This is a genomic window from Stutzerimonas chloritidismutans, from assembly GCF_020783375.1.
GTDB lineage: Bacteria > Pseudomonadota > Gammaproteobacteria > Pseudomonadales > Pseudomonadaceae > Stutzerimonas > Stutzerimonas kunmingensis.
In genome coordinates this window covers 265,290-290,770 of sequence record NZ_CP086067.1, presented here as the reverse complement: position 1 = coordinate 290,770, position 25,481 = coordinate 265,290, and the positions used below count along the sequence as shown (strand labels likewise).

Here is a 25,481-nt window from a genome sequence, read left to right as displayed (position 1 = left end):
GCAGTTTAGCATTGCCGCATGAGACTGCAAGCCTGTGGAAAAGTTCCCTGACACAACTGCCAAGTGATTGTTTTCAAATGAAATTTTATCGAGGAGCCAGCTCGCTCAGATGCCTTGCGACAGCCAGCCAGGCACCGATGTAGCCGAGCAGCACCGCACCGATCACCAGCGATAACGCATCGCCGGCCGGAACGCCTCCCAGGCCGAAATCGCTGCCGTAGAGGCCCGCCAGATTCACCACGGCCTCGTTCAGCCAGCCCAGTCCATAGACCAGCAGCAGCCAGGCGATCAGGCCGGCGCCCAGACCGTAGAGGGCACCCATGTAGAGGAACGGACGGCGGACGTAACCATCGGTGCCGCCCACCAGCTTGACCACCTCGATCTCGGTGCGGCGGTTCTCGATGTGCAGGCGGATGGTGTTGCCAATCACCAGCAGCAACGTCGCCACCAGCAACAATGTCAGGCCGAAGACGAAGCGGTCGCCAAGCTTGAGAATAGCGGTCAGCCGCTCGACCCAGAGCAGATCCAGCTGAGCCAACTGCACGCCGGGCAGTTCGGCCAGCCGCTGACGCAGCGCTTCGAGCTTGTCCTTGTCCACCACTTCGGGTGTCACGATGACCACGCCGGGCAGCGGATTCTCCGGCAGCTCCTTGAGCGCTTCGCCAAGCCCGGACAGCTGCTGGAACTCGTCCAGCGCCTGCTCGCGGCTGACCCAGTCCGCCGCTGCCACGTCGGGCATGGCGGCAACCTCGTCACGCAGGCGCTCGCCAGCGTCGCCATCCACCTCAAGCTGCATGAACAGCGATATCTGCGCGGCACGCTGCCACGAGCCACCGAGCCGTTCGACGTTGTCCAGCAGCAGCGCCAGGCCCATGGGCAGACTCAACGCCACGGCCATCACCAGGCAGGTGAAGAAGCTGCCGATCGGCTGCTTGATCAGACGCCCGACGCTGTCGACCAAACTGGCGCGATGACTTTCCAGCCAGGCGTGGAACAGCGTCTTGAAGTCCGGCTCGTCGCCGCGCGGCTGCTCAGGCTTCTTCACCGAACCGCCGACGCGCTCTGCCGTGCTCGGGTTGGTCTTGGGATTGCGTTCGCTGCTCATCGGCTGGCCTCCCCGTCGCCGATCAGGCGACCACGTTGCAGGGTCAGCATGCGATGACGCATCCGCGCGATCAGCGCCAGATCGTGGCTGGCGATCAGCACGGTGGTACCCAGGCGATTGATGTCTTCGAACACGCCCATGATCTCCGCAGCGAGTCGCGGGTCGAGGTTGCCGGTCGGTTCATCGGCCAGAAGCAGAGCCGGCCGGTGCACCACGGCGCGGGCGATGCCGACACGCTGCTGCTGGCCGGTGGACAGGTCCGCCGGATACTGCAGCGCCTTGTCCTTGAGGCTGACGCGCTCCAGCGCAGTCATCACCCGCTGGCCGATCTCGCGCTTGTTGAGCCCGAGGATCTGCAGCGGCAGGGCGACGTTGTCGAATACGGTGCGATCGAACAGCAGCTGGTGGTTCTGGAACACCACGCCGATCTGCCGGCGCAGGAAAGGAATCTGCGCATTGGTGATGCGCGACAGGTCCTGCCCGGCCAGCAGCAGCTTGCCGCTGGTGGGACGCTCCATTGCCAGCAACAGGCGCAGCAGCGTGCTCTTGCCGGCGCCGGAATGGCCGGTGACGAAGAGGAATTCGCCACGGCGCACCTGGAAGGAAAGCTCATGCAACCCGATGTGGCCGTTGGGGTAGCGTTTGCCGACCTGTTCGAAACGAATCATGCGCCGTCCCGCTGGGCGAAAAGCGCCTTGACGAAGGCATCGGCCTCGAACGTGCGCAGGTCGTCGATCCCTTCGCCGACGCCGATGTAGCGAATCGGCGTGCCGAACTGCTTGGCCAGGGCGAAGATCACCCCCCCCTTGGCGGTACCGTCGAGCTTGGTCAGCACCAGGCCGGTCAGCTCGACCGCCTGGTTGAATTGCTTGGTCTGGTTGATGGCGTTCTGGCCGGTGCCGGCGTCGAGCACGAGCAGGACCTCGTGGGGAGCCGACTCGTCGAGCTTGCCCATCACCCGGCGGACCTTCTTCAGCTCCTCCATCAGGTTGTCCTTGGTGTGCAGCCGGCCAGCGGTGTCGGCGATCAGCACATCGATGCCCCGCGCCTTGGCCGCCTGCACCGCATCGAAGATCACCGAGGCGGAGTCGGCACCGGTGTGCTGTGCGATCACCGGAATGCTGTTGCGCTCGCCCCACACCTGCAATTGCTCCACCGCCGCGGCGCGGAAGGTGTCGCCAGCGGCGAGCATGACCTTCTTGCCTTCGAGCTGCAGCTTCTTCGCCAGCTTGCCGATGGTGGTGGTCTTGCCGACACCATTCACCCCGACCACGAGGATCACATACGGGCGCTTGCCACTGTCGACCACGAGCGGCTGCTCGACCGGCTTGAGCAACCCAGAGAGTTCTTCCTGCAGCGCGGTATAGAGCGCGCCACTGTCGGCCAGCTCCTTGCGCGACACGCGGCGCGTGAGGTTCTGCATGATCGCCGTCGTCGCCTCGACACCGACGTCGGCGGTAAGCAGGCGGGTTTCCAGTTCGTCGAGCAGGTCATCGTCGATGGCCTTCTTGCCGAGGAACAGGCTGGCCATGCCTTCACCGATGCTCGAGCTGGTCTTGGACAGGCCTTGCTTGAGGCGGGCGAAGAAGCCGAGCTTCGCCGGTGCTTCGGCGGGCGCTGCCGCGGCGACCGGCACCGGCGCTATTTCTGGCTCTGGCTCTGGCTCTGGCTCTGGCTCTGGCTCTGGCTCTGGCTCTGGCTCTGGGAGTATTTCGGCTTCGACGGGCGGTTCGGGCAATAGCCCGGAGGTGGTGATTGCCGGTTGCTCGCTCTCGGCCTCAGGCTGCTCGGCGTGCGACAGGCTGTCTTCCTGCGGTTCGGCGGCAGGCTGCTCGGCCACCGGCTGCTGCGGTTTCTTGCGCAGCCAGCCGAACAGGCCTTTCTTTTCGCCGGGCTCGGCCGGTGTCTTCTTGTCGTCGTTGGAACCAAACATGGAGAAGGTATTCTCAAGGATGCGATACGCCGGCAGCCACGCTGCCGGCCAAACGGGCTCTATCCTAGCACCTCGCAAAGCGGGTGCGCTAAGCACGGGTTCCGGCATCAGGGCCGGTTCGGCTGCGGATATCCCGGCTTTGCCTGATTCGCACGCGCCAGTACCATGGCTGCCGTGTTGCCGCCCTGCCAGTCTGCCGTGGCGGACACCAACTGGACGAGTCCCGACTATGCCTCTGATGTTACGCCGCGCCGCCGCCCTGCTGCTCGGAGCGTTCTATCTGCCCCTGCTGGCAGCAGCAGACAGCCAGCCCACCCACGAGTTCTTCCTCGACAACGGCCTGAAAGTGATCGTGCGCGAGGATCATCGTGCGCCGGTAGTGGTATCCCAGCTCTGGTACAAGGTTGGCTCCAGCTACGAGACGGCTGGCCAGACCGGCCTCTCCCACGCGCTGGAACACATGATGTTCAAGGGCAGCCGCAAGCTCGATGCCGGCGAAGCCTCGCGCATCCTGCGTGAGCTGGGCGCCGAGGAAAACGCCTTCACCAGCGACGACTACACCGCCTATTACCAGGTCCTGGCACGTGACCGCCTGGCCGTTGCGTTCGAGCTCGAAGCCGATCGCCTGGCCAGCCTCAAGCTGCCGCCAGACGAGTTCACCCGCGAGATCGAAGTGATCAAGGAAGAGCGCCGCCTGCGCACCGATGACAAGCCGAGCTCGCTGGCCTACGAGCGCTTCAAGACCATCGCCTACCCCGCCAGCGGCTATCGCAACCCGACCATCGGCTGGATGGCCGACCTCAACCGCATGCAGGCCGACGAGCTGCGCGCCTGGTACGAGCAGTGGTACGCGCCGAACAACGCTACCCTGGTGGTGGTCGGCGACGTGTCCGCCGATGAGGTCCGCGGACTGGCCGAGCGCTTCTTCGGCGACATCGAGAAACGCGAAGTGCCAGCAGCCAAGCGGCCACTGGAACTGGCCGAACCGGGCGAGCGGCGCCTCAAGCTGCACGTGAAGACCCAGCTGCCGACGCTGCTCATGGCCTTCAACGCACCGAGCCTGGCGACCGAGGAGAACGCCCGCCAGGTGCACGCGCTGCGGTTGATTTCCGCCCTGCTCGACGGCGGCTACAGCGCGCGCCTGCCGGAGCGGCTGGAGCGCGGTGAAGAACTGGTGACCAGCGCTTCGGCCTGGTACGACGCCTATGCCCGCGGCGACAGCCTGTTCGTCCTCAGCGCCGCGCCAAACATGCAGAAGGGCCGCACGCTGGAAGAAGTCGAAGCCGGCCTCTGGCAGGAACTCGATGCGCTCAAGCAGACACCGCCCTCGGCGGACGAACTCGAGCGCGTGCGTGCGCAGGTCATCGCCGGCCTGGTCTACGAGCGCGATTCCATCACCCAGCAGGCCACCACCATCGGCAAGCTGGAAACCGTCGGCCTGTCCTGGCGCCTGATGGACGACGAGCTGAGCGCGCTGGAAGCGGTCACGCCCGAGGACATCCAGCAGGCCGCCAGCATCTATTTCACCCGCTCCCGCCTGAGCGTCGCCCATGTTCTGCCCGAGGAAGCCCGTGATGAGTGATTGCAAAGCGCTGCGCAACGGCCTGTTCGGCCTGTTACTGGCAGCCAGCCTCGGCCTGGCGGGCTGCGATGAAGGCTCCACCGCTCTGCCACAACCTGGCGAGCCGGTGAAGCAGGATGTCGCCCGCGAGGCGACCCAGCCTGCCGTGCCGACCGCAACGCCGGAAAAACCTCGTCTGGAGTCGCTCGCCGAGCTGGGCGATCAACCCCTGGCCCGGCGCAAGCTGGACATTCAGAGCTGGCAGACCGCCGAAGGCGCCAAGGTACTGTTCGTCGAAGCCCGCGAGCTGCCGATGTTCGACCTGCGCCTGACCTTCTCCGCCGGCAGCAGCCAGGACGGCGACGTACCCGGCCTGGCACTGCTGACCAACGCCATGCTCAACGAGGGTGTCGAGGGCAAGGACGTCGGCGCCATCGCCCGCGGCTTCGAAGGCCTAGGTGCGGACTTCGGCAACGGTTCCTACCGCGACATGGCAGTGGTCAGCCTGCGCAGCCTCAGTGCGCCGGACAAGCGCGAGCCGGCCCTGGCGCTGTTCAATCAGGTCCTCGGCCAACCGAGCTTCCCCGAGGACTCGCTGCAACGGATCAAGAATCAGCTGCTGGCCGGCTTCGAATTCCAGAAGCAGAACCCCGGCAAGCTCGCTAGCCTCGAGCTGTTCGAGCAGCTCTATGGCGATCACCCCTACGCCCACCCCAGCGAAGGTACCCCCGAGTCGGTGCCGGCGATCAGCGTCGCGCAGCTGCGCGACTTCCACGCCCGCGCCTATGCGGCAGGCAACGCGGTGATCGCGCTGGTCGGCGACCTCTCCCGCGAAGAGGCCGAAGCCCTGGCCGCCGGCGTCTCGGCCGCCCTGCCGGAAGGCCCGGCGCTGCCAACGACGCCGACACCCGAGGCTCCGGTTGCCGGCAAGCACCACATCGACTTCCCCTCCAACCAGAGCCATCTGATGCTGGCCCAGCTCGGCATTCCGCGCGGTCACCCCGATTACGCGGCGCTCTATCTGGGCAACCAGATCCTCGGCGGCGGCGGTTTCGGCACGCGGCTGATGGAAGAAGTGCGCGAAAAGCGCGGCTTGACCTACGGCATCTATTCCGGCTTCAGCCCGATGCGTGCCGAAGGGCCGTTCATGATCAGCATGCAGACCCGCGCCGAACTCACCGATGGCGCATTGGATCTGGTGCAGCAGCTGGTCCGCGACTATCTCGCCGAAGGGCCGACCGAGGCCGAGCTGGAGCGCAGCAAGCGCGAGATCGCCGGCAGTTTCCCGCTGTCTACCGCAAGCAATGCCGACATCGTCGGTCAGCTGGGCAGCATCGGCTTCTACGACCTGCCGCTGACCTACCTGGAGGATTTCATGGGCGAGGTGCAGGCGCTGACAGTCGAACAGGTCAAGACTGCGATGAACAAGCATCTGCAGCAAGACGCCTTCGTCATCGTCACCGCCGGCCCCAGCGTCGAGCAGCAACCGCTGCCGCCGCCTACCGATAAACCAGTCGAACAGCCCAGCGGCGTTCCGGAGCACTGATGGCCAATCCACCCATTCGCCCCAGCGCCCACGGCGGCCAGGGCCAGTTGCGCATCATCGGCGGCGAGTGGCGCTCGCGCCGCTTCAGCTTCCCCGATGCCGAAGGCCTGCGGCCGACGCCGGACCGGGTGCGCGAAACCCTGTTCAACTGGCTGGCACCCTACCTATCCGGCGCGCGGGTGCTCGATCCGTTCACCGGCAGCGGCGCGATCTATCTGGAAGCCCTGTCGCGTGGCGCCAGCATGGCCCTGGCGCTGGACGTGAACGCCAACGCCATCGCCAGCCTGCGCAAGCATCTGGACACGCTGAACTGCGGCCACGGCCAGCTACTGCAGAGCGATGCCCTGCGCTATCTGGAAACCCAGACGCCGACCGCCTTCGACCTGGTATTCCTCGACCCGCCGTTCAACAAGAATCTGTTGCAACCGGCCTGCGAGCTGCTGGAGACAAAGGGTTGGCTGGCCGAGCACGCCTGGGTCTACACCGAAAGCGAGGCACTGCCGTCCAGCCTCGGCCTGCCGGGGAACTGGCGACTGCATCGGGAGAAGCAGGCTGGCAAGGTGCACTACGCGCTGTGGGAGCGCAGCGCACCGTCCGACGCCGCGGCGAGCTGAGACCGAAGGTATCAGTAGAAGTCGACGGTCTGGCCGTTGCAATCAAAGGCCAGAAAGCGGCCGATATTGCCGGTCTCGATGGCGCTGACCATCATCTTCAGTGGCTGCTCGGTCTCGTCGGCGTTCGGCGTGATACCGGCCTGGCCGGGCAGCGCCGCGGCGAATAGCAGATCCCAGGCCACGCCCGTGCGCTCGGACTCTTCACGCAGCGCCGCGAAGTCGCTCAGTTCCTCGGGCAGCTTGTCGACGCAGAGCACCGGTTTCAGCGAGCCTCCGGTATTTTCCTCGAAGCGCTGGCGCTCGGCCTCGGTGGCGTCCTCGGGCAGTTCGGCGCTGACGAAGACGAACAGCAGGCGCTGGGGTTCGCGCTCATGGCGCGCGGCAGCCAGCAGTTGATCGAAGGGGGTAAGCGTCATGGGCAGGGTTCCGGATAAGACTATCGCGTCACTCTCCACCCCTTAGGCGGCGCTGACCATATCCCCAAAGACATAAGTCGCCAGGCGGCCAGCATCATTCAAAGCCTGCATCGTGCTTTTCTTCCTGCCGCCGAGGCTCTAACGTCGGAGCAAAAGAGGAACCCAAGCAACCGTGTCCGAATCCTTCCAACCCGCCTGGTGGCTTCCCGGGCCGCACCTGCAGACCCTGTGGAACGCATTCTTTCGCAAGGCGCCGCGCCTCGAACGCCGGCGTGAGCGACTGTGGCTGGCCGATGGCGATTTCATCGACCTGGACTGGCACGGCCCGCATGAAGCAACAGCGCCGCTGGTCCTTGTGCTACACGGGCTGACCGGCTCGTCGAATTCGCTTTACGTGCTCGGTCTGCAGCAACAACTGAGCGCGCAGGGCTGGGCGAGCGTCGCGATCAACTGGCGCGGCTGCTCGGGCGAACCGAACCTGTTGCCGCGCGCCTATCATTCCGGCGCCAGCGATGATCTCGCCGAAGTGATCGGGCATCTGCAGGCCTGCCGGCCCATGGCGCCGCTGCATGCGGTCGGCTACTCGCTGGGCGGCAACGTACTGCTCAAGTACATGGGCGAAATGGCAGCCAGTTGTCCGCTGCGTAAGGCTGTGGCGGTGTCCGTGCCGTTCCGCCTGGACCAATGTGCCGATCGCATCGGCCTCGGCTTCTCCCGCGTCTACCAGGCGCATTTCATGAAGGCGATGGTCGCCTACGTGAGGGACAAACAGCAGCGCTTCCAGCGCGAGGGGCTGCTGAACCACCTCGGTGCCCTGCAGAGCCTCGGACCACTGCACGGCATGCGTACCTTCTGGGATTTCGACGGCCGCTTCACCGCGCCGCTGCATGGTTACAGCGACGCCCAGGACTATTACCGCCGTGCCTCCAGCCGCTACTACCTGCCGACGATCACGACGCCAACCCTGCTGATCCAGGCCGAGGATGATCCCTTCGTGTTCCGCCACAGCGTGCCGGAACCAGGCGAGCTGTCCGTCACCACCGCCCTCGAGCTGCACGCCAACGGTGGCCACGTCGGTTTTGTCGAAGGCACGCCGCGTAGGCCGCGCTACTACCTGGAGCGGCGTATTCCGCAGTGGTTGGCGGAAGCCTGACTCCTTTCAGTCAAATGGCAGCAAGTCATGCGGAAAACGAGCCTTCAGGCCGAGCCGGTCGATCCGCCAGCGCTCCGGCAGATCATCTACTCGCGCGACCACCCTCAAGCTGCGCGTCGGTGCGCTGAACGGCGGGCGCAACTCGACGGGCACCGATGCCGCGTCGTCCACGGTTTGCACCACCTGTGCCGGGCGCTTGCTGCCATCCGGAAAGACTAGCGTCAGCGACTTGCCGATGGCCGCGTCGGCGGCATGGCGGGGGTTGAGATAAACCCAGACCTGCGCCTCGCCGTCGCGCTCCAGCCGCAGCAGAGGCGTGCCCGGGCCGACATTCTCACCAGGCGCGACGAGGATCTCGCCAACCTTGCCGTCCTCCTCGGCGCGCAGTTCCAGTGCCTGCAGGCGGCTGTCCAGCCAGGCAAGCTCCAGCTCACGCTGGCGTTGGTCAGCGCTCACGGCAGGCCGCGTACGCTGCGCCAGTTGGTAGAGATCGCGCAGACGCCCGTCGCGCTGATCTACGGCCGACAACAACTCGCCCCGAGTCGCCGCGCCAAGGTCGAACAAGCCCTGCATCTGGTCGACCCGTGCTTGCGCGCGCGACAGCTGGCTTTCGAGCAATGCCCGCTCGCGCTCCAATGCTTCACGTTCAACCGCATCAGGCGCAACGGCGGGGGCCGTCAGCATAAAGCGGCGCGCACGCCACTCCGGGTTGCCCAAGCGAACCAGCACTTCTCCAGCCTTCACGCGCTGTCCCGGTTGAACCAGAACCTGATCGACCTGGGCGCCATCGCGCGCGCGCAGCTCCGCACTCGGCAAATGCAGCTGAGCCGGCGCCTCGATCAACCAGAGTGCCAGCGCCGAGCGTGCCACCAGCCAGAGCAGTGGGCTGACAACGGCCAGGAGAATGAGGTACCAACGCAACCGGAACGCCATGCGTTTGCCCGGCGCATAGAGCACCTGGAGCCCTTGCTCCTGGGTCGGCTGCTGCTCCTTGGCACTGGAAAATTTGATCTTCATGCGGTTCAGCTCAATGAGGGAAGTAGGACCAGTCCTGCCAGTCGATGCCGGTCACCGACACCGCCTGCAGGCGGTGTCGCCAGTTCGCGACCTGTTTTTCCAGCTGAAGTCGGGTGGCGTCCTTCCAGCTTTCCTGCGCAGACAATTGCGGCTCCACGCTCTGCGCCAGGCGAAACTGGAGCCCGGGCCAGCGCCGGGCAATGCCCTGCGCCAGTTCAGCACTGCGGTCCGGGTTGCGGGTGTAGATCATCAGGCTGACCTGGCGAACGCCGCGTTGCTGCAGGCGGCAGGGAACGCAGAACTCCCCGGCAGCAGGTTGAGCAAACCAGCGATGATGGCTCGACAATTCCAGCGGCCAAGGGCTGACCTGTGTCACGGCCTCGAGGGTGTCCATCCAATCGCGCAGACGGTCCGGCGGCACCGGCCAGCCGAGCTGCTCGACTTCGAGATCCAGATGCAGGGCATCGAAAGGCAGTGACGCCAGGGTTTTCAGCAACTCGATGAGCGCAAGGCGTGGCTCCGGCAGGATCCACTGCGGATCGCCGAGCAGAAGCGTTACCTCCAGCCCCCGCGCATGCGCGTCACGCAGAGCATCGGAAAGCTGACTGCGCAGTTTCGTGGGTTCGGCCACCTGGGCCGCGCTGAGACCGAGATGGACGCGCTGCATGCCGGCTGCTTGCAACGCCTGCAGGGCTTCGCTGCGGGTGTTTGGATCGAGCAGGATTCGGCTGTCCCAAACATAGACGCCCTGACGCCAGGCATCTTTCTGCACGGCGGTCGATTGGTCGGTGGTTTTGCCCTGGCCTGGCCAGTCCGCTTTCAACGGCCCCAGCAAGGCCGACGCCGCGCCAGTTTCCTCGACAAACAAGCGCAGCGCGGCCTCGCGCAGCCAGAGGCCGTGCCAGGCAGCGATCAGTCGCAACTCGGCATAACCCTGTTCGAGTTCAGCGGTAATCGCGCCAAGAAACGCCTGATCGATCTCACCTTCACGGCGCAGACGCTGTTCGTGTAGCGCCAGCGCAGCAGCTTCCAGCTGCCCGCGCGCCTGGGACATCTCATCGGCGGCCAACCGTTGGGCTCGTAGCGCCTGCGCCAGGGCTAGCACCATCTGCTCACGCTCGGCTTTAAGCTGTGCCTGTGCCGATTGCCGCCGGGCTTCACCCTCATCGCCTCGCGCTCGGCGATAGCCAAGCGGATCGAAGGGTGTCGATAGATTGATGCTGGCAACCAGACCGTTACCCGGCTTGCTACTGCCGTTGCGGTCCTCGTAGCTCTGCGCGACGCTGAAATTGGAATCGACCCCTGCATACCACGGCGACTCGCGGTTCTGCTCGGCGCGCCGCAACTGCTCGCGGCGCTGTTGTAGACGCGGGTGCGCTTCTAGCGACTGCAGCCAGGCGTCCACCGGCTGCGCAGAAAACGCGAGCGCCTCGGCACCCGCCTGATGCCGCGGCTCGATCGGTCGTCCGGCAAGCGCCTGCAGGCTGAAACGGGTTTCGTCCAGTACCAGTTGATTGCCAGCGCATTTCTGCTCAAGTGCTTGCCAACGAGCGTCCAGCAAACGCGCTTCCGAGGCCAGTAGCCAGCCACCGCGTACACGCTCCGCCAAACGAGAACGGGCCTGCTCGGCACTGCCGGCAATCGACCGACACCACTGTTGTTCCTGTTGCGCTCGCCACCAATCGGCATAAGCGCTGCGCAGCGCCAAGCGTTGTTCGAGGCGATACAGTTCGCGCCGCGCTTGCTGTTGCACACGATCGGACTCCACGTTGCGAACGGCGTCGAGCTGCCGGTGCAGGCTGCCCAACAGCGGGTGTCGCAGCCCGAGGGCCAGATCGCGCCCGTAGTAATCGTCACGCAGATCGTCCGTTACCAGCTCGCGGTAGTGCCCTGCCCCGGCTGAGGCGAACCATTGCCAGCCGGCCTCGGCTTCACGCTGCTGCTGCAGCGCCTTGAGCGCTGCAAGCTCTGCGTCCACGGCACGTACTGAAGCGCTGGCCTCGGCGCCTTCAAGCAACGTAGACAACGGCAACACCTCAGCCCGTGCGACGAGCGCCGTACAGAGCAACAGCACACTTGCACATGCCCTAAGCATCAAAACCTCTTCGCCTTGCGCAGCACCCACCAGGGTGCCATGGATGTTTCCTCATGACCGCGACGCAGCATCTCGTTGAGGATGGCGACCGCGCTCCAGCAACGCATGACAAACATAAACAGAGGAAATATCGGCACGGCCCACCACAGCCACAGATCCTGCCGTGGCCGCTCGGAAACCATTGTCAGCAGAACTATGTAAGCCAGTAGCGTATTGGCCAGGTAAACCAGGTAGACCAGAAGCGCGAGCACCATGAAGGTCGAGAAGGTCAGGGCGTAGAGACCCACCAGGAAATAGCCGACGATGATGAACGGCAGCACCAGCTGGAAGAAAAAGCCGCTCACCAGCACCACGATAAAGTTGGGCCAACCCAGCAGTCGCGGCGTAAAGCTGTGACGATGCTTGCGCACGTAGAGAAAGAACAGGTCGCCGTCCCAGCGCAGGCGCTGCATGAGGAACTGGCTGAAGGTCGCCGGTGCGTCGGTATGCCCAATTGCACAGGGTTCGAATGGAATGCGCAGCGGTTTGCGGCCGAAGTAGTTCTTGATGCGAAGCGTGAGGTCGAGATCTTCTGCTGTGTGCGTATCCCACCCGCCTATTTTTTCCAGGAAACTGCGCCGGAAGGCACCGAACGCGCCTGAGACGTTGTTCACTACGTTCCACTCGCTTAGCCCGATTTTCGCCATCTGGATCGACAGCAGGTATTCCAGCGCCTGCATCGCGGTGGTGAGCGACTTGCGCGTGTTGCGCACCCGCAGGCTACCCGCCACGGCAGGCACCTGTGGGTCCTGGAAGTGCCGCACGACGTTGACCACCATGTCGTTGTCGAAGGAGGTGTCGCCGTCCAGCGCCATGACGATCTCGCCGGTGCTGTATTCGAGCCCGGCATTGAGCGACGACACACGCCCCCCGCGCTGCCACTTGGCGATCGGTCGCAGAAAACGGTGCGGATACAACCGGCCATCCACGCGGAAGTCCCGCACGGCCTGCATTGTCGCGAGGTTGACGGCCGCACCGTCGACCACCGGGATCATCTCGATCTCACCGCGGTAGGTCTGCTCGCAAAGGCTGAGCAACGTGGTCTGAACGTCACGACCCTCGCTGTAGCAGGTGATGATGCAGGAGACTCGAGGGCGATAGCTGTTGCCTTCCGGCAGCTCGAACGGCTTGCGCACGAACCAGCGCAGTACGCCGAGCAACGTGATCAGGTTGAGCGGCACTTCCAGCAGCAGGAACGCCGGAAACAGCATCACCAGCAGATAGCCGAGCCCGTCGGGCTTGTCGATTTCACCCAGAATGCCGAGCCATTGCAGCCAGAAAGCGTCCATTTCAGCCCAACTCGCCATTGAGTCGAGCGATTAGCAAGGCGGCGTCTTCGTGCTCGAGCAGATCGGCCGGAGCCGTGAAACTTGCCTGGCGCAGCTGCAGCGAACCGATCTGTGCACTGGCCAGTTGCTCAGCGCCCTGTGCCAGTCGCTTGCGTACGACCTCGACGCCTTCCGCCTCAGTGTGCGGCATCATGATCCAGAGGATTTCTTCGCTGACCCGACAACAGCGATCCGTATCGCGGACGGCTTCCTGAAGCCGCTCCACCAAGCTGTCGACCAGCGCGTGGCCGCGCAGCTCGCCCAGCTCATTGATGGTCGCCGCCAGGTTGACGAAGCGAAGCCCCAGCAACGAAAACCCAGGCTTCTTGTAGCGTCGAACCATCTGCAACTGCCAGTTGAGCAGTTCATGAAAACTCTTCTGGCTCAACAGGTTGAGCTGGGCGAACTGGTCACTCTCGACGATGCTCGCACTGTAGCCCTGACGACACCGCAGGCGACCAGCCTCGGCCAGGCGATAGTTGCGTACCTCGCGAACCCGCAGTTTGTCGGGAGCATGGCCATGCCCACAGTCCAGGCAGCGGGCCTCTACTTCGGCGTCAACGAAAAATGCGTAGCAACTGCGGCAGCGGTAGTTTTCCAGCGGCCTGTCGTAGTCACTGCCGATATGGCGCAAACGGCTGAGACAATTCGGGCACAGCAGCAGGCCATCTTTCAGAAAATGCTCCTGAGGCCCGACGTGGCCGCATGTAAAACAGTGCAGCGACGGTTGCCGTGCAATTTCGAGTGTCTGGCATTCCGGGCAGACGTCGACGTAGTTCAGACGCCCCGAGCCGCAGCTGACGCACAGTCGCACGCGGTCGAGCAGCTCGGCTTCTTCAAACCATCCCTGCTGGGTCATCAACTGCAGCCAGGCGAACGCATTAGGCGTCTCGTCGTCTTCCAGCGCTTCCAGCAGTGGATAGCGGTAATGCTGGGCGACGCTCGAATCGCGTACGGCCAGCACGCTGCCACGCGGCCGCAGCCAAAGCCAGGCCAGCACCCTTGCCTCGAAGCGCTCTGGAGCACTGCCACGATTGAACAAACCGAACCGCTCGCACCACAGGCGCCACAATGGCACCAACGCGCTGAGATCAGGCGGCGGCGCACCATCGCCCAAAGCGACGCACCATGGGTCCTGGTCCTGGCAGCAATAGATCAGGCTGAATCGATAGCGCTTGTCCATCCGCAGGCTGCGTAGCGCCTCACCGGCGCGGGCGCCCGGCAGGTCAAGCAGAATCACGTCGTAGGTTGGCTCACCCTGCAATGCAAGGAGGTCGGCGTGCCGCTCGACGTCCACACCGGCCAACGGCAACGATGAAACACCTAATACGCCGACGCGCGGCATTGATGATGGCATGACGTCTGACAGCCCAAGTGACGATATTGAATTGCCATCATTGTAGTGTGTTTGTTGTCGCTATAGCTCCCCTTCCGTCAGCGCAGGACAGGATTTGTGCAGCTCAAGGACGCAGCGTTCGATCAGGGCAATATCTGCTCGCTGGCGACAAAATATCGCTGCTGCAGGGCGCGCACCGATTCCGCAGCGTCAGCGGCAACCAGGCCACTTTCCAACGCCAGCACTTGATAGATACCACGCCGCAGGTGCAGCCGATCGAGCTGGCCCGAGCCTGCGCCGGCTGTACCTAAGAAGCGCACCCAGGACGTCAGCACGATCCAGGCGTTGAGTGCCAGCGCGTCGATTTCCATTTCGTCAGCCAGCAATATGCCGGCCTCAACGAAACCCAGGTAAATGCTGCGGGCGTGCTGCAAACAGCGGCCTGCAAACAACCGGTAGCGCTCCGCAAGTTCGATGTCAGCATCCAGCAGGCCTTCCAGATCACGATGGAGAAATCGGTAATCCCACATCGCGCCCAGCAGCGCTTCGAGGTAAAGCGCTTTGTCCTGGACTTGCATTTCCCGCTCCGGCGGCAAGCGCAGGAACTGGTCGACACGCGATTCGTACTGCCCGAACAGCTCTGCGACGATCGCCTGCTTGTTGGGGAAGTGGTAGTACAGATTGCCCGGCGAGATGCCGAGATGGGCGGCGATGTGGTTGGTCGTAACGTTCCGCTCGCCCTGGGCGTTGAACAGCCCCAGGCTGGCTTCGATGATGCGGTCACGGGTCTTGGTGCGGGATGCCATGAGGCGGCGAGTTCTCGGCGGCGAAGCGAAGGAAGCAACGGTACACGCCAGCAGGCGGGTAAGCACGTCTCGTTGACAGTTTAGAGTAATTACTCTAGAAATCCTCCAGCACATCGCATCAGGAGCCCGCATGTCAGCCGAAATCCCGCAAGCGCTGGTCGCCATGGAGGCCCTGTTCGCCCGCCAGCGTTTGGCCTTCACCGCCGCACCGATGCCCTCGGAAGAGGATCGTCTGCGTTGGCTCGACGCCCTGCGCGATGTGCTGGCCGGCCATCAACCGGCGCTGATCGAGGCAATCGCTGCGGATTTCGGTCATCGTTCGGCCGACGAAACCCTGCTGGCGGAAATCATGCCCAGCCTGCACGGCATCCGTTACGCCAGCCGTCACCTGCGGCGCTGGATGAAACCCTCACGCCGGCATGTCGGCCTCGCCTTCCAGCCAGCCAGCGCACGGGTGGTCTACCAGCCGCTGGGCGTGGTCGGCATCATCGTGCCGTGGAACTACCCGCTCTATCTGGCCATCGGGCCGCTGATCGGCGCGCTCGCCGCCGGCAATCGCGTGATGCTGAAAATGAGCGAATCGACGCCTGCCACCGGGCAGCTGCTCAAGGAGCTGCTGGCGCAGATCTTCCCTGAAGATCAGGTAGCGGTGGTGCTCGGCGATGTAGAGGTCGGGCAGGCCTTCGCCCGGCTGCCGTTCGATCACCTGCTGTTCACCGGTTCGACGCACATCGGCCGCGAGGTGATGCGCGCGGCAGCGGAAAATCTGACACCGGTGACGCTGGAGCTCGGTGGCAAGTCGCCAGCGATCGTCTCGGCCAGCGTCCCGTTGGCCGATGCCGCCGAGCGCATCGCCTTCGGCAAGTGCATGAACGCCGGACAGACCTGCGTCGCGCCGGACTATGTGCTGGTGCCGCGCGAGCGTGTCGAGGGCTTCGTCGGTGCCTACCGTGAGGCGGTACAGCGTCTGTATCCGAGCCTTGCGGACAATCCCGACTACACCGCGATCATCAATGTGCGTCAGCTGACGCGACTGCAGGGCTACCTCGACGATGCGCAGGCCAAGGGCGCGCATGTCGTGCCGCTGTTTTCCGAGGCGCAGCAACGGCGCATGCCGCACTGCCTGCTGCTGAACACCACAGACGACATGCGCGTGATGCAGGAGGAAATCTTCGGCCCGCTGTTGCCGATCGTGCCCTACGACGATCTCGAAGAGGCGCTGGCCTACGTCAACACGCGCCCACGACCGCTGGCGCTGTACTACTTCGGCTACGACCGCAGCGAGCAGCAGCGCATGCTGCAAACCACCCACTCCGGCGGCGTGTGCCTGAACGATACCCTGCTGCACGTCGCCCAGGACGGCCTCCCCTTCGGCGGCATCGGCCCCTCCGGCATGGGGCACTACCACGGCCACGAAGGCTTCCTCACCTTCAGCAAGGCCAAGGGTGTATTCATCAAGCAGCGCTTCAATGCTGCCCGGCTGATCTACCCGCCCTACGGCAAGTGGTGGCAGAGGCTGATCTATGCGCTGTTCATCCGCTGATGCGTGGCTGAAGCAATGCACGACCTGTCTCTCAATCGCCGCGGCCTGCTCAAGGTCGGGCTACTCGGCGGCGCGCTCCTGGCCGGCGGCGGCTTGCTCAGCCGGACCCTCAGCGCCTCGGCGAACGGCGCGGCGAGCGGCTTCTTCGTGCTGCGTGACAGCGATCTGCCCATGCTGCGCCGACTAACGCCGTTGCTGCTGGAAGGCTCGACGGCGCCCAGTAACATGCCGCAGGCCGTGCAGACCACCCTCGTCAGCCTTGACCTGGGCCTGCACCACTTGTCGCCCGCGCTGCTAAGCCAGGTACGCCAGCTGTTCGACGTACTCAGCCTGCCACTGACCCGCGGGCCGCTGACCGGAATCTGGAGCGGCTGGGAGGTAGCCTCCGATGATCAAATACGCGCGTTCCTGCAGCGCTGGCAAAACAGCTCGCTCGCCCTGCTGCGCCAGGGCCTTGCCTCGCTGCTGCAGATGATCCTCATGGCCTGGTACGCCTGCCCCGCCGCCTGGGCGCACTGCGGTTATCCCGGACCGCCGAAGGTCTGACTGACAGGAGGCATCCGTGCCCGTTCCCGACTTGTTTGCTGCAGGCCTTGCCCGTGGCTGGACCACATACGACGGCTCGCGACTGGAGGACGATCTGACCCTGGAGGCCGACGTCGCCATCGTCGGCAGCGGCGCAGGCGGCGCCACAAGTGCGGAGGTGCTGAGCGCCGCGGGCTACAAGGTGCTGCTGATCGAAGAAGGCCCGCTGCGCACCAGCAACGACTTCGACATGCAGGAAGCCAGTGCCTACCGCTCGCTCTATCAGGAAGCCATCGGCCGCACGAGCAAGGACGGCGCCATCACCATCCTGCAGGGCCGCGCGGTCGGCGGCACCACGCTGGTGAACTGGACCTCGAGCTTTCGCACACCGCCGCAAACATTGCAGCACTGGGCCAGCGAGCATGGCGTCAGCGGGCTGTCGGTCGAGGCGCTGCAACCCTGGTTCGAACGCATCGAACAGCGCCTCGGCATCGCGCCCTGGGCCGTGCCGCCGAATGCCAACAACGCGGTGTTGCAGCGCGGCTGCGAAAGCCTCGGCCAGCACTGGGCGGTGATCCCGCGCAACGTGCGTGGCTGCTGGAACCTAGGCTATTGCGGCATGGGCTGCCCGACCAACGCCAAGCAGTCGATGCTGGTCACCAGCATTCCGGCGCTGCTGGATAAGGGCGGCGCACTGCTCTACCTCGCGCGCGCCGAACGCCTGTTGATGCAGGGCGAGCGGGTCGTCGGCCTGGACTGTCTGGGCATGGACGACCGCTGCGTGGAACCGAACGGGCGGCGCATCCACGTCGTCGCCAGGCACTACATACTCGCCGGCGGCGGCATCAACACACCGGCACTGCTGCTGCGCTCGCAGACGCCCGACCCGCACCAGCGCGTCGGCAAGCGCACCTTCCTGCACCTGACCAACTTCTCCGCGGCGCAATTCGACGAGCGCATCGACGCCTTCAGCGGCGCGCCACAATCGATCTATTCCGACCACTTCCAGTGGCGCGACGGGATTGCCGGGCCGGCGGGCTACAAGCTCGAAGTACCGCCCATCCATCCCGCGCTCGCGGCCACCCTGCTCGGCGACTTCGGCCCGGAGAATGCGCAGCGCATGGCCGAGCTGCCGCATACCCACGCGATGATCGCCCTGCAGCGCGACGGCTTTCATCAGGACAGCGCCGAGGGCACGGTCGAGCTGCGCAGCGACGGCAGCCCGGTGCTCGACTACCGCATGACCGACTATGCCTGGAACGGTATCCGCCGTGCCTTTCTGAGCATGGCCGAGATCCAGTTCGCCGCCGGTGCGCGCGCCGTGCTGCCCCTGCATGCCGACGCCCATTACGTGCGCACGCCCCGCGCCGCCCGGGAGCTGATCGAGGGTCTGGAACTTGCGCTGTACCGCACCCGTCTTGGCAGCGCCCACGTCATGGGCGGTTGCGCCATGGGTGATGACCCACGCCGGGCCGTCACCGACAGCCTCGGTCGGCACCATCAGCTGGCCAACCTGTCGATACACGACGGCTCACTGTTCCCCACCAGCATCGGCGCCAATCCCCAGCTGTCGATCTATGCGCTGTGCGCCAAACTCGCCACGGAACTGGGTGATCGCCTGCAGAAGTCCTGAGATTGACTGTCATTCACGACAGATCGCGGCATGGCATTCAGGCTTTACGCTGTCGACACCGAGCCGCTACCATCCACACCCCCACGCATGCGTCAGGACGCCGCGATGAATCGAGTGTTGTATCCGGGAACCTTCGATCCCATCACCATGGGCCACGCCGATCTGGTGGAACGCGCTTCGCGCCTGTTCGACGAGGTCATCATCGCCGTGGCGGCCAACCCCAAGAAGAACCCGCTTTTCCCGCTCGAGCAACGTGTGGCGCTGGCTCAAGAAGTCACCAAGCACCTGCCGAACGTGAAGGTCATGGGTTTCTCCACGCTGCTGGCGCACTTCGTCAAGGAGCAGCAGGCCAATATCCTGCTGCGCGGGCTGCGTGCGGTTTCGGACTTCGAGTACGAGTTCCAGCTGGCCAACATGAACCGCCAGCTGGCGCCCGATGTGGAAAGCCTGTTCCTCACGCCGTCGGAAAAGTACTCCTATATTTCCTCGACGCTGGTTCGGGAGATTGCCTCGCTCAAGGGTGACGTATCCAAATTCGTCCATCCGGCGGTGATGAGCGCGTTGCACGAGCGCTTCGGCCAGAACTGACGATGCCCGCCGGGCCGCGTCGAGTGCACGCTGGCCGGCGATGCGGCACAATTGACCGGTCGTAATATTGCTGTGCCGTGGTTCGAGCCACGGCAGGAGTTCGCTGGATGTCCCTGAAAATCACCGATGACTGCATCAACTGCGATGTGTGCGAGCCAGAGTGCCCGAACAGCGCCATTTCCCAGGGCGAGGAAATCTACGTCATCGACCCCAACCTCTGCACCGAATGCGTCGGCCACTACGACGAGCCACAGTGCCAGCAGGTCTGCCCGGTAGACTGCATCCCGCTCGACGAGAACAACGTCGAGAGCAAGGACGAACTGATGCAGAAGTACCTGATCATCACCGGCAAGGCGTGATGCTCTCGCGGCGACCGACCCGAAGGACCCGCCTGCTCAGGGGCCTCCAGGGTTGTCTCGCCGCCCTCCTGCTGCTGGCCTGCGCGGCCCAGGGCAACCCTCTTGCAAACGGCGCCGTCGCCACGGCCCATCCGCTGGCCAGTGAAGTTGGCCGGCGCATTCTCGAAGCCGGCGGCAACGCCTTCGATGCCACCGTTGCAGTCAGCGCCGCCCTGGCCGTGGTCGAGCCATACGGCTCCGGACTTGGCGGCGGCGGCTTCTTTCTGCTGCGCGAAGCCGGCGAATCCCCCCACCACAGTTTCCTCGACGCCCGCGAGCGCGCACCCGCCGCCGCCACGCCGGACCTGTACCTGCGCGAGGGCAAGATCCGCCGCGAACTTTCGCTGAATGGCCCGCTGGCCGCGGCGATACCTGGCACGCCGGCCGCACTGGTCGAGCTCGCGGAGAAGCGCGGCCGCCTGCCCCTGAAGACTACCCTGGCGCCGGCCATCGCCCTGGCCCGCGACGGCTTTGCGGTGGATGCCGTCTATCGCCAGCGCGCCGGCTGGCGCCTCGCGGCGTTGCGTGACGATCCGGAGAGCGCGCGGCTGTTTCTCCACGACGGCGACCTGCCAGCCGAAGGCCATCTGCTGCGCCAGCCGGAGCTGGCGCAAACCCTGGAGCGCCTGGCCAGGCACGGTCACGACGGTTTCTACCGCGGCGAGTTCGCGAAGAAATTGGTGCAAGGCGTGCGCACCGCCGGCGGCATCTGGTCGCTGGAGGATCTGGCCGACTACCACACCGTCGAGCGCGAGCCACTACGCTTCACCCTCGCCAATGGTCGTGAGCTGATCGGCGCACCACCGCCGTCAGCCGGCGGCATGATCCTCGCGCAGAGCCTGGGCATTCTCGAACGCCTGTCCTGGCGCGACGCCGAACCGCTGCAACGCAGTCACCTGGTGGTCGAGGCGTTGCGCCGGGCCTATCGCGACCGCGGGCAACTGGGCGATCCGGATTTCGTCGCGTCACCACTGCGACATCTACTTTCAGACCAGTACCTCGACCAGCTCGCCAGCTCCATCGACCCTGATCGGGCCACGCCGAGCAGCGCATTGCCGCCCGCGCCACGCTGGCGCGAGGGCGAGCACACCACTCACTTCGCGGTGATCGATGCCGAAGGCAATGCGGTGGCGGCGACGCTGTCGCTGAACATGATGTTCGGCGCCGCCTTCACCGTGCCCGGCACCGGTGTGCTGCTCAACGACGAGATGGACGATTTCGCCGCCGACATCGATGGCAGCAATGCTTATGGCCTGAAAGGCAGCAGCGCCAATGCCATCTCCGGCGGCAAGCGGCCGCTGTCGAGCATGAGCCCGACCTTCATCGAAAGCGCCGAGGAGTTCGCCGCCTTTGGCACGCCCGGCGGCAGCCGCATCCCGAGCATGGTGCTGCTTTCGGCACTGTCTTACCTGGATGGCGAACCGGTGCAGGCCTGGCCGGCAGTGCCGCGCTATCACCACCAGTACCTGCCCAACGTACTGCAGTACGAAGCCGATGCCTTCACCCCGGCGCAGCTGGACGCCCTGCGCGCGCGCGGCCACCAGCCCAGGCTGATCGAACGCGACTACGGCAACCAGCAGGTGCTCTATTGGCACAAGCCGAGCGGCACGGTCGAGGCGGCCAGCGACCCGCGCGGCATCGGCCAGGCACTGATGGTGCCGGCACGCCGCGAGCCGGTTACAGCTGCAGAATGACCGGGCCTTCGTCCTCAGCGAGCTGACGCAGCTGCCGCGTCAGCTCATGGCCCTCGCCGAGCAGCAAGGCGTTGCGCAGACTCTGGATGATACGGCTGGCGTAGCCCAGGTCGTTCATCAGCGAACTGCTCTGCAAGCCGTCCAGCTTCTGGTTGCGGATCGACTCGAACAGGCGCCGGCGAAACTCCGCATCGAACTTCGCAGCGCGCTCGTCCAGCCAGTTCAAGCGCTCGCGCCATAGCTCATCGGGCAGCTCCGAGTGGTTGAGCGCGCGGATCTCGCGCAACGACTCCAGCAAATGCCGACGCAGCTCGACATACGCCTGGCGCGCCGCGGAGTCATCGGTGCGCAGGTAGTGTCCGAGGTTCTTCTGCAGGTGCTTGGCATCCTTGACCGCGTCCACCAGCTGCAGCGCCGCAACCTGGCAGCTCAGCCAGAACGCCTGGTGGCTCTCGTCCAGCGGCAGCTCCAGACGCCCCATGAAGGTCAGCAGATCGGAATACACGCCCTTGATGTGCCGCTGATACAGCCGCTCGGCATCCAGGGCCTGGGCGTCGGGCTTCGCGTTGATCAGCGCCTCGTCAATCCGTCCCTGCTGGCGCAGCTGGTCCACCGGCAGATAGGTGGCATGGCAGATCACCTCGAGGCTCAGGCGCGCCAGATGCTGCAGCTCCTGCGCCACGGCGCTGGCGGCAGCATCCGCGGAGTCCAGCGCACGGTCATTCAGGTAGCGCGCGCGGGTCGGCTCCTCCGGTCTAGCAGGCGCAAGTTCGGTGATCAGCACCGTCGGTTCGACTCGCTCGGGCAACACGCGCAACAGCAGGTTTGCCAGCTGCGCCTGCCACGGCCAGAACAGCAGCACACCCATGGCGTTGAACAGCGTATGGAACAGCGCCAGCTGAATCAGGCGGTTTTCAGCCAGGCCCAGCGGCGCGACCAGCCACTCGACCAGCCAGGTCAACGGCAGCAGCAGCGCGATGGCCAGCACGGCGGTAGTCACGTTGAACAGTACATGGGCCAGCGCCAGGCGCTGACCACTGCGGTTGCCGCCGAGCGAGCCGACGAACGCAGTGGTGACGCTCGTGCCGACATTGGCGCCGATCGCCGTCGCCAGCGCCTGGCCGAGATCCAGCTGGCCGGTAGCCAAAGCGGTCAGCGTCAGCATCAATGTGGCATGGCTGGACTGCAGCACCACCGTGGCAAACAGGCCGATCGCGACGAACATCAGCTGCCCGGCCAGACCGCCAGCGTGATACTGCGACAGGTCCATGCCACCGAAGCTGGAGAAACCGGTCTTGATCTGATCGATGCCGAGAAAGATGAAGGCGATGCCGAGCACGATACGACCGGCCGCCTTGCCCTTGTCGCCGGTGAAGCTGGCCAGCACCCCGAAAACCAGCAGCGGCAAGGCCAGCGGACTCAGGCTGACGTTCTGCCCGGCCAGTGCCAGCAGCCAGATACCCGTGGTGGAGCCGAGATTGGCGCCGAACAGAATGGCGATACCGCCGGCAAGCTTGATCAGCCCGGTGCTGATGAACGCGATGGTGAGCAACGAGACCAGCGTGCTGGACTGCAGCAGCATGGTGCCGCTCATGCCGAACATCAGGCCCTTGAGCGGCGTCGCCGTACTGCGCGTCAGCAGCTGTTCGAGCTTGCTACCGGCCAGTTGGCGCAGCCCCTCTTCGAGGCATTGCATGCCGAACAGGAACAGGGCGAGTCCCGCGCACAGCTCGAGCCATCCGTCACTGGCCCAGAACGACCAGGACAACATCAACAGGCCCACGATGGGCAAAAATGTCTTGAAGAAGCGGCTGTTCAAGGAGGGGGCTTCGCGGCGCGGGATGGGAGGCGAAGCCTACTGCAGCAACACCGCGACCGGAAGGCTCAGGCCCTGCCAGTCGCGATGCGGATGACGTCGATCAACGCTGGGCGTTGTAACCGCTGGTGGTGCAGCCCAGGCAGCGTACGAACGCCGCTTTGCCCGGCTCGACGACCAGAGCCTTGCCAGCCTCGCCGACGTTGCCGCCCAAGGCGGTGAACGGCAGGCTGACAACGAAAACACCGGCGCCGATGGCAGTCGCGGCGATCAGCAGCGGGCGGGCGATGATCAGGTCACCGACCATGGAGTAGGCCTTGGGCGCTTCTACGGAGTACATCGGATCACCACTGGCGTTCTGCGGGACCGACTCCGCATGTGCCGGCAGCGCCAGCAGGCCAGTGGTCAGTGCCAAGACAGCAGCGGTAGAGCGGAACAGATTCATGGTGTGGTCCTTCAGATGTGCGAAACGCGGCAATTTTTAGTTGTGGCGGCCACTATAGCAGTGGCCGGGGCACGCTGAGCGTGAACGCCGTCAACGCATGCACAGTTCCGCCAGCCGCTCAACGCTGGCAGCGAGCGCAATACACGCTGGCGCGCTGACCGAGGCGAATCTCACGCAGCGTGCCGCCGCAGTTCTTGCAGAATTCGCCGGCCCGCCCGTAGACGAACAGCTCCTGTTGAAAATAGCCGGGCTTGCCATCGCCGCCGACGAAATCGCGCAAGGTCGTGCCGCCACGCTCGATGGCCATCGCCAGTATCCGCCGGATTTCCTCGCCCAGTTTCAGGTAACGCGCTCGCGAGATGCTCCCGGCCGGCCGCCGCGGATCGATCCCGGCGGCGAACAGTGCCTCGCTCGCATAGATGTTGCCGACGCCCACCACTACCGCGTTGTCCATGATGAACGGCTTGACCGCCATGCTGCGCCCACGCGACAGCCTATACAGACGGTCACCGTCGAAATCCTCGCCGAGCGGCTCGGGCCCGAGACTGGCGAGCAACACATGGGCGAGCGGCTCGTGGCTCCAGAGCATCGCGCCGAAGCGCCGCGGATCGGTGTAGCGCAGCGCCTGGCCGGACTCCAGCAGGATATCGACGTGCTCGTGCTTGGCCGCCGGCAATTCCGCGTCAACCAGACGCAGGCTTCCGGACATGCCCAGATGAACGATCAGCGTGCCGCTCTCGGCCTTGATCAGCAGGTATTTGGCACGACGCTCGACGGCTTGGATGCGTTGGCCGGACAGACGCACATCGAGGTCTTCCGGGATCGGCCAGCGCAACCGCCGGTCACGCACCAGCACGCGGCTGACACGCTGACCGACAAGGTATGGCTCGATACCACGGCGGGTAGTTTCGACTTCGGGAAGTTCGGGCATGGCGGGACGTTGGATACAGCGAAGGGATGCCGACCTTAGCAGGCCGGCGCCGGGCCGTCAGCCCACGCCAAGCTCGCGGATGCTTTCCTTGAGGCAGACGAAATCGTATTCCGACAGCCCGACGTACTCGAGCACCAGCTGCGACACGCTGTCCCACTCGTGATCGTCCGGCTGCGCGCCCAACACCCGATGACAGGCGCAGATGTGCTCGGCCATCTTGAGGATCGCCAGCAGCGTCTTGATCGGCGCGTCGCGTCCCGAGTCGTCGGCGAACAGCGACAGCGCGTTATGGTGATTGGCGATGGCATCGCACAGGTGCAGCGGCAGGTTCCACGATTTGGCGGTGAAGTAGCCGACCACCGCATGGTTGGTGCTGAGCACGCGATTCTCGATATCGACGATGCGCTGGCCGTCCCCGGTGCTGGCATAGGCCTCTTCCAGCACACTCATGTAGCCGGGGAAGCGCTTGAGCATCAGGGGGATGCCGCAATTGTGGAACAGCCCGAGGGTGTAGGCCTCGTCCGGCGACTGGTAGCCGATGCGCTTGGCCAGGGTCAGGCAGGCCATGGCCACGTCCTGCGCGCTGTCCCAGAAGCGGCTGAGCGTGACGATGGTCTCGTCGCTCATCTCGCCCTTGATTGACTGCGCGTTGATCAGGTTGATCACCGAGTTGCAGCCCAGCAGGTTCACCGCCTGCTGGATGGAAGCAATGCGGTTGGCCAGACCGAAATGCGGCGAGTTGACCAGCTTGAGCAGCGCCCCGGAAAGCCCCGGGTCCTGACTGATCAGCCGGGCGATGGCTTTCAGATCGGGCACCGGCATGACCTGTTCCATCTGCAGGTCGACCATGATCTGCGGTTGCGGCGGCACGCTGATGCCTTGCAGCACCCGGCGGATCTGTTCGGCGGAGAGTTCAACGGCCATGAGGGGTCGCTCGACGAGAAGGCAAAGTGCCATCG

At 64.9% G+C, this 25,481-nt stretch carries 23 protein-coding genes; 10 read left to right on the top strand and 13 right to left on the bottom strand.

All coding sequences use genetic code 11. The features are described 5' to 3' along the window. Positions 1 to 85: 85 nt before the first annotated feature. Genes ftsX through ftsY form a run of 3 tightly spaced genes read right to left on the bottom strand, consistent with a single transcriptional unit; the run spans position 86 to position 3,038 of the window. A complete protein-coding gene (gene ftsX / locus LLJ08_RS01355; protein WP_023446093.1) occupies positions 86 to 1,105 on the bottom strand; it encodes a permease-like cell division protein FtsX in 1,020 nt (339 codons plus the stop codon). Then, complete coding sequence (gene ftsE / locus LLJ08_RS01350; protein WP_003297174.1) at positions 1,102 to 1,773, bottom strand: cell division ATP-binding protein FtsE; 672 nt, start codon at positions 1,771 to 1,773, stop codon at positions 1,102 to 1,104. Before ftsE ends, ftsX begins: the two co-directional genes overlap by 4 nt. Then, entirely contained in the window at positions 1,770 to 3,038 is a 1,269-nt protein-coding gene (ftsY, locus tag LLJ08_RS01345; protein WP_228208020.1) for a signal recognition particle-docking protein FtsY, read from the bottom strand. Before ftsY ends, ftsE begins: the two co-directional genes overlap by 4 nt. Before the next feature lie 229 nt (positions 3,039 to 3,267). On the opposite strand from ftsY, the gene LLJ08_RS01340 reads away from it, so the two are divergent. Genes LLJ08_RS01340 through rsmD form a run of 3 tightly spaced genes read left to right on the top strand, consistent with a single transcriptional unit; the run spans position 3,268 to position 6,759 of the window. Beyond that, positions 3,268 to 4,620 (top strand): M16 family metallopeptidase, encoded by a 1,353-nt coding sequence (locus LLJ08_RS01340; RefSeq protein WP_228208019.1) that lies wholly within the window; start codon positions 3,268 to 3,270, stop codon positions 4,618 to 4,620. Then, positions 4,613 to 6,145: a M16 family metallopeptidase gene (locus tag LLJ08_RS01335; protein ID WP_228208018.1), complete on the top strand. Its 1,533-nt coding sequence runs from the start codon at positions 4,613 to 4,615 to the stop codon at positions 6,143 to 6,145. The genes LLJ08_RS01340 and LLJ08_RS01335 overlap by 8 nt, the downstream gene beginning before the upstream one ends. Then, positions 6,145 to 6,759: a 16S rRNA (guanine(966)-N(2))-methyltransferase RsmD gene (rsmD, locus tag LLJ08_RS01330; protein WP_041015101.1), complete on the top strand. Its 615-nt coding sequence runs from the start codon at positions 6,145 to 6,147 to the stop codon at positions 6,757 to 6,759. Before LLJ08_RS01335 ends, rsmD begins: the two co-directional genes overlap by 1 nt. Before the next feature lie 11 nt (positions 6,760 to 6,770). Here the strand turns inward: rsmD and LLJ08_RS01325 are convergent, their stop codons facing one another. Next, positions 6,771 to 7,175: a ribonucleotide reductase subunit alpha gene (locus LLJ08_RS01325; RefSeq protein WP_228208017.1), complete on the bottom strand. Its 405-nt coding sequence runs from the start codon at positions 7,173 to 7,175 to the stop codon at positions 6,771 to 6,773. A 172-nt stretch (positions 7,176 to 7,347) separates the two neighbouring features. Here LLJ08_RS01325 and LLJ08_RS01320 point away from each other — a divergent pair, with 172 nt between their 5' ends. Then, on the top strand, positions 7,348 to 8,328 hold the full coding sequence (locus LLJ08_RS01320; RefSeq protein ID WP_228208016.1) for a hydrolase: 981 nt from the start codon (positions 7,348 to 7,350) through the stop codon (positions 8,326 to 8,328). A 6-nt stretch (positions 8,329 to 8,334) separates the two neighbouring features. On the opposite strand, the gene LLJ08_RS01315 is transcribed toward LLJ08_RS01320, so the two are convergent. The 5 genes from LLJ08_RS01315 to LLJ08_RS01295 all read right to left on the bottom strand — a co-directional run bounded on the left by LLJ08_RS01315 (position 8,335) and on the right by LLJ08_RS01295 (position 14,949). After that, a complete protein-coding gene (locus LLJ08_RS01315) occupies positions 8,335 to 9,345 on the bottom strand; it encodes an HlyD family secretion protein (protein ID WP_228208015.1) in 1,011 nt (336 codons plus the stop codon). A 10-nt stretch (positions 9,346 to 9,355) separates the two neighbouring features. Continuing rightward, the gene (locus LLJ08_RS01310; protein ID WP_228208888.1) at positions 9,356 to 11,380 is read right to left on the bottom strand and encodes a TolC family protein; all 2,025 of its coding nucleotides are present in this window, start codon (positions 11,378 to 11,380) and stop codon (positions 9,356 to 9,358) included. A gap of 59 nt (positions 11,381 to 11,439) precedes the next feature. Continuing rightward, on the bottom strand, positions 11,440 to 12,768 hold the full coding sequence (locus LLJ08_RS01305) for a glycosyltransferase family 2 protein (RefSeq protein ID WP_228208014.1): 1,329 nt from the start codon (positions 12,766 to 12,768) through the stop codon (positions 11,440 to 11,442). Between the two features lies 1 nt (position 12,769). Then, the gene (locus tag LLJ08_RS01300) at positions 12,770 to 14,152 is read right to left on the bottom strand and encodes a TackOD1 domain-containing metal-binding protein (RefSeq protein ID WP_419585754.1); all 1,383 of its coding nucleotides are present in this window, start codon (positions 14,150 to 14,152) and stop codon (positions 12,770 to 12,772) included. Between the two features lie 134 nt (positions 14,153 to 14,286). Next, on the bottom strand, positions 14,287 to 14,949 hold the full coding sequence (locus LLJ08_RS01295) for a TetR/AcrR family transcriptional regulator (RefSeq protein ID WP_228208012.1): 663 nt from the start codon (positions 14,947 to 14,949) through the stop codon (positions 14,287 to 14,289). Between the two features lie 130 nt (positions 14,950 to 15,079). Between LLJ08_RS01295 and LLJ08_RS01290 the strand changes: the two genes are divergently transcribed. The 6 genes from LLJ08_RS01290 to ggt all read left to right on the top strand — a co-directional run bounded on the left by LLJ08_RS01290 (position 15,080) and on the right by ggt (position 21,330). Beyond that, the gene (locus tag LLJ08_RS01290) at positions 15,080 to 16,492 is read left to right on the top strand and encodes a coniferyl aldehyde dehydrogenase (protein WP_228208011.1); all 1,413 of its coding nucleotides are present in this window, start codon (positions 15,080 to 15,082) and stop codon (positions 16,490 to 16,492) included. A gap of 15 nt (positions 16,493 to 16,507) precedes the next feature. Beyond that, entirely contained in the window at positions 16,508 to 17,038 is a 531-nt protein-coding gene (locus LLJ08_RS01285) for a twin-arginine translocation pathway signal protein (RefSeq protein ID WP_221103535.1), read from the top strand. A gap of 16 nt (positions 17,039 to 17,054) precedes the next feature. After that, positions 17,055 to 18,650 (top strand): GMC family oxidoreductase, encoded by a 1,596-nt coding sequence (locus LLJ08_RS01280; protein ID WP_228208010.1) that lies wholly within the window; start codon positions 17,055 to 17,057, stop codon positions 18,648 to 18,650. Positions 18,651 to 18,755: 105 nt separating this feature from the next. Continuing rightward, positions 18,756 to 19,238 (top strand): pantetheine-phosphate adenylyltransferase, encoded by a 483-nt coding sequence (gene coaD / locus LLJ08_RS01275; protein ID WP_014818712.1) that lies wholly within the window; start codon positions 18,756 to 18,758, stop codon positions 19,236 to 19,238. Positions 19,239 to 19,345: 107 nt separating this feature from the next. Continuing rightward, a complete protein-coding gene (locus LLJ08_RS01270) occupies positions 19,346 to 19,597 on the top strand; it encodes a YfhL family 4Fe-4S dicluster ferredoxin (protein ID WP_003303200.1) in 252 nt (83 codons plus the stop codon). After that, a complete protein-coding gene (gene ggt, locus LLJ08_RS01265; RefSeq protein ID WP_228208009.1) occupies positions 19,597 to 21,330 on the top strand; it encodes a gamma-glutamyltransferase in 1,734 nt (577 codons plus the stop codon). Before LLJ08_RS01270 ends, ggt begins: the two co-directional genes overlap by 1 nt. Here ggt and LLJ08_RS01260 read toward each other — a convergent pair. The 4 genes from LLJ08_RS01260 to LLJ08_RS01245 all read right to left on the bottom strand — a co-directional run bounded on the left by LLJ08_RS01260 (position 21,314) and on the right by LLJ08_RS01245 (position 25,446). Further along, positions 21,314 to 23,101, bottom strand: coding sequence for a Na/Pi cotransporter family protein (locus LLJ08_RS01260; protein ID WP_374366993.1), 1,788 nt, complete (start codon positions 23,099 to 23,101; stop codon positions 21,314 to 21,316). The genes ggt and LLJ08_RS01260 overlap by 17 nt on opposite strands. Before the next feature lie 148 nt (positions 23,102 to 23,249). After that, entirely contained in the window at positions 23,250 to 23,591 is a 342-nt protein-coding gene (locus tag LLJ08_RS01255; RefSeq protein WP_014818709.1) for a hypothetical protein, read from the bottom strand. 118 nt (positions 23,592 to 23,709) lie between these two features. Continuing rightward, positions 23,710 to 24,522, bottom strand: a complete 813-nt coding sequence (gene mutM, locus LLJ08_RS01250; protein WP_228208007.1) for a bifunctional DNA-formamidopyrimidine glycosylase/DNA-(apurinic or apyrimidinic site) lyase — start codon at positions 24,520 to 24,522, stop codon at positions 23,710 to 23,712. Positions 24,523 to 24,579: 57 nt separating this feature from the next. Next, positions 24,580 to 25,446, bottom strand: a complete 867-nt coding sequence (locus LLJ08_RS01245; RefSeq protein WP_014818707.1) for an HDOD domain-containing protein — start codon at positions 25,444 to 25,446, stop codon at positions 24,580 to 24,582. Positions 25,447 to 25,481 lie beyond the last annotated feature (35 nt).